Here is a 2,196-nt window from a genome sequence, read left to right on the forward strand (position 1 = left end):
GGCAAATTGAACAAGAAGCGGCTGCGCGAACAGTTCGCGTGATCGCACAAACGGAAAGCACCATCATGAGCATTATTGGATACAGCATGGCGACGATCGACGAGTTCGTCGGTCAGGAACTGGGCCTGTCGGACTGGGTCGTCGTCGACCAGGCGCGCATCGACGCCTTCGCTCAATGCACGGGCGACACGCAGTGGATTCACTTGAACGAAGAACGCGCGAAACGCGAGAGCCCTTTCGGCGGAACCATCGCGCACGGCTATCTGACACTTTCGTTGCTGGCGACGCTCGCGATCGAAGTAGGCCTCATTCCGTCGGATGCTTCAGCCGGCTTGAACTACGGGCTCGACAAGGTGCGCTTCATGACGCCGGTCAGAGCCGGCGCCCGGGTGCGAAGCCGCGTGGTGCTGGCTTCGGTCGAAAGGAAGGGCGGTGGCCGGATCGTCGTCAAGACGGACAACGAACTGCAGATCGAAGGCGAAGACAAGCCCGCGCTGATTGCGCAGACACTCGTGATGCTCGTCGCGTGACGGCCGGGCAGTCAGAGAAGGCAACAAACGAAGGAATGGAGATCGAAGTGGCAGCAAACATGAACAGCGAGAACGACGACATCACGGCTGGCGCGACCGACGGCATGCTCGGGCCCAACCCGTTCGTCGGGCTGCGCGCCATCGATATTTTCGCCGCCGTCCAGCAGATCGGCGCGCAGGCGATGCTACATCCCGCGCTCCTGCTCGATCAGACCGCGGCGCTCGCCCGCGATCTGACGTCGGTTGTGACCGGCAACGAAACATCCGTGCCGCAGCAAGGCGACAAACGCTTCGCCGATCCGGCATGGCGCGGTCAGTCGCTGTACCGCACCACGCTGCAGGGCTATCAGGCGTGGCGTAATGCACTCGCCGGCTTCGTCGAGCGCTCGGCACTCGATGACGCGAGCAAGGAACGCGCGCAGTTCGTGATGTCGCTCCTGACCGACGCACTCGCGCCGACCAACACGCTGGCGGGCAATCCCGCGGCGCTCAGGAAGTTCGTGGATTCGGGCGGAACGAGTCTCGCTGCGGGCCTGAGGAACATGCTGGCCGATACGCTGAACAACAAGGGCATGCCCACCCAGGTCGACAAGACGGCGTTCGACGTCGGCAGGAATCTCGGCACTTCGCCCGGTGCAGTCGTGTTTCGTAACGAGGTCCTCGAACTCATTCAGTACGCGCCAGCGACCCCGAACGTCTACGCTCGCGCGCAACTGATCGTGCCGCCGCAGATCAACAAGTTCTACATCTTCGATCTGGCTGCGAACAAGAGCATCGTCGAGTATCTGGTGAAGAACGAGTTTCAGGTGTTCGCCGTGAGCTGGCGCAATCCCACCGAGGAGCACCGCGACTGGGACATGGACACGTATGTCGCCGCGCTCATCGAAGCGATCCAGGCGGTGCGCGACATCACCGGCAACGCGGATGTCAACCTGCATGGCGCATGCTCCGGTGCGATGACGATCTCCGCGCTGCTCGGCCATCTGGCAAGCCGCGGTCAGAAGACAGTCAATGCGGCCACGCTGATGGTGGCGGTGCTGGACAATACCGCCCAGTCGCAGCTCGGGCTCTTTACCACGCCCGAGGCCGTAGAGATGGCCAAACAGAACAGCATGGCCAAGGGTGTGCTGGAAGGCGAGGAAATCGGTCGCGTTTTCGCCTGGATGAGACCCAACGATCTCGTCTGGAACTTCTGGGTCAACAACTATCTGCTCGGCAAGGCGCCGCCGGCCTTCGACATTCTCTACTGGAACAACGACACGACACGCCTTCCGGCGAAGCTGCACGGCCAGTTGCTCGACATCTTCAAGGACAACCTCTTCACCAAGCCCCGGGCACTGAACGTCCTTGGCACGCCGGTCGATTTGTCCGAGGTCACGTGCGACACGTACGTGATGGCTGGCATGACCGACCACATCACGCCCTGGCGAGGCGTCTACAACACGGCGCGCGCATTCGGCGGCAACACGCGTTACGTGCTGAGTTCGAGCGGGCATATCCAGAGCCTGATCAATCCGCCGGGCAATCCCAAAGCAAAGTTCTTCTGTAATGCAGACCTGCCCGAAGACGCCGACGCATGGCTCGCCGGGGCTCAACCTCATGCCGATTCGTGGTGGGACGACTGGCGCCAGTGGCTCGCCGAACGCTCGGGCGAACTGCGCGCCGC

2 protein-coding genes are annotated in these 2,196 nt (G+C 62.3%); both read left to right on the forward strand.

The features are described 5' to 3' along the window. Window positions 1-65: 65 nt before the first annotated feature. Entirely contained in the window at window positions 66-530 is a 465-nt protein-coding gene (locus AWB81_RS42260; protein ID WP_062644477.1) for a MaoC family dehydratase, read from the forward strand. Between the two features lie 59 nt (window positions 531-589). Next, window positions 590-2,196, forward strand: a 1,607-nt coding sequence (locus tag AWB81_RS42265) for an alpha/beta fold hydrolase (RefSeq protein WP_087135601.1), incomplete at its 3' end; no start/stop codon positions are given.

The sequence above is a fragment of the Caballeronia arationis genome (genome assembly GCF_001544975.2).
Taxonomy (GTDB): Bacteria; Pseudomonadota; Gammaproteobacteria; order Burkholderiales; family Burkholderiaceae; genus Caballeronia; species Caballeronia arationis.

What these genes read in the sequence shown, in the direction of transcription:
- AWB81_RS42260 (WP_062644477.1), top strand. Translation starts at nt 66, where the DNA reads ATGAGCATTATTGGATACAGCATGGCGACGATCGACGAGTTCGTCGGT.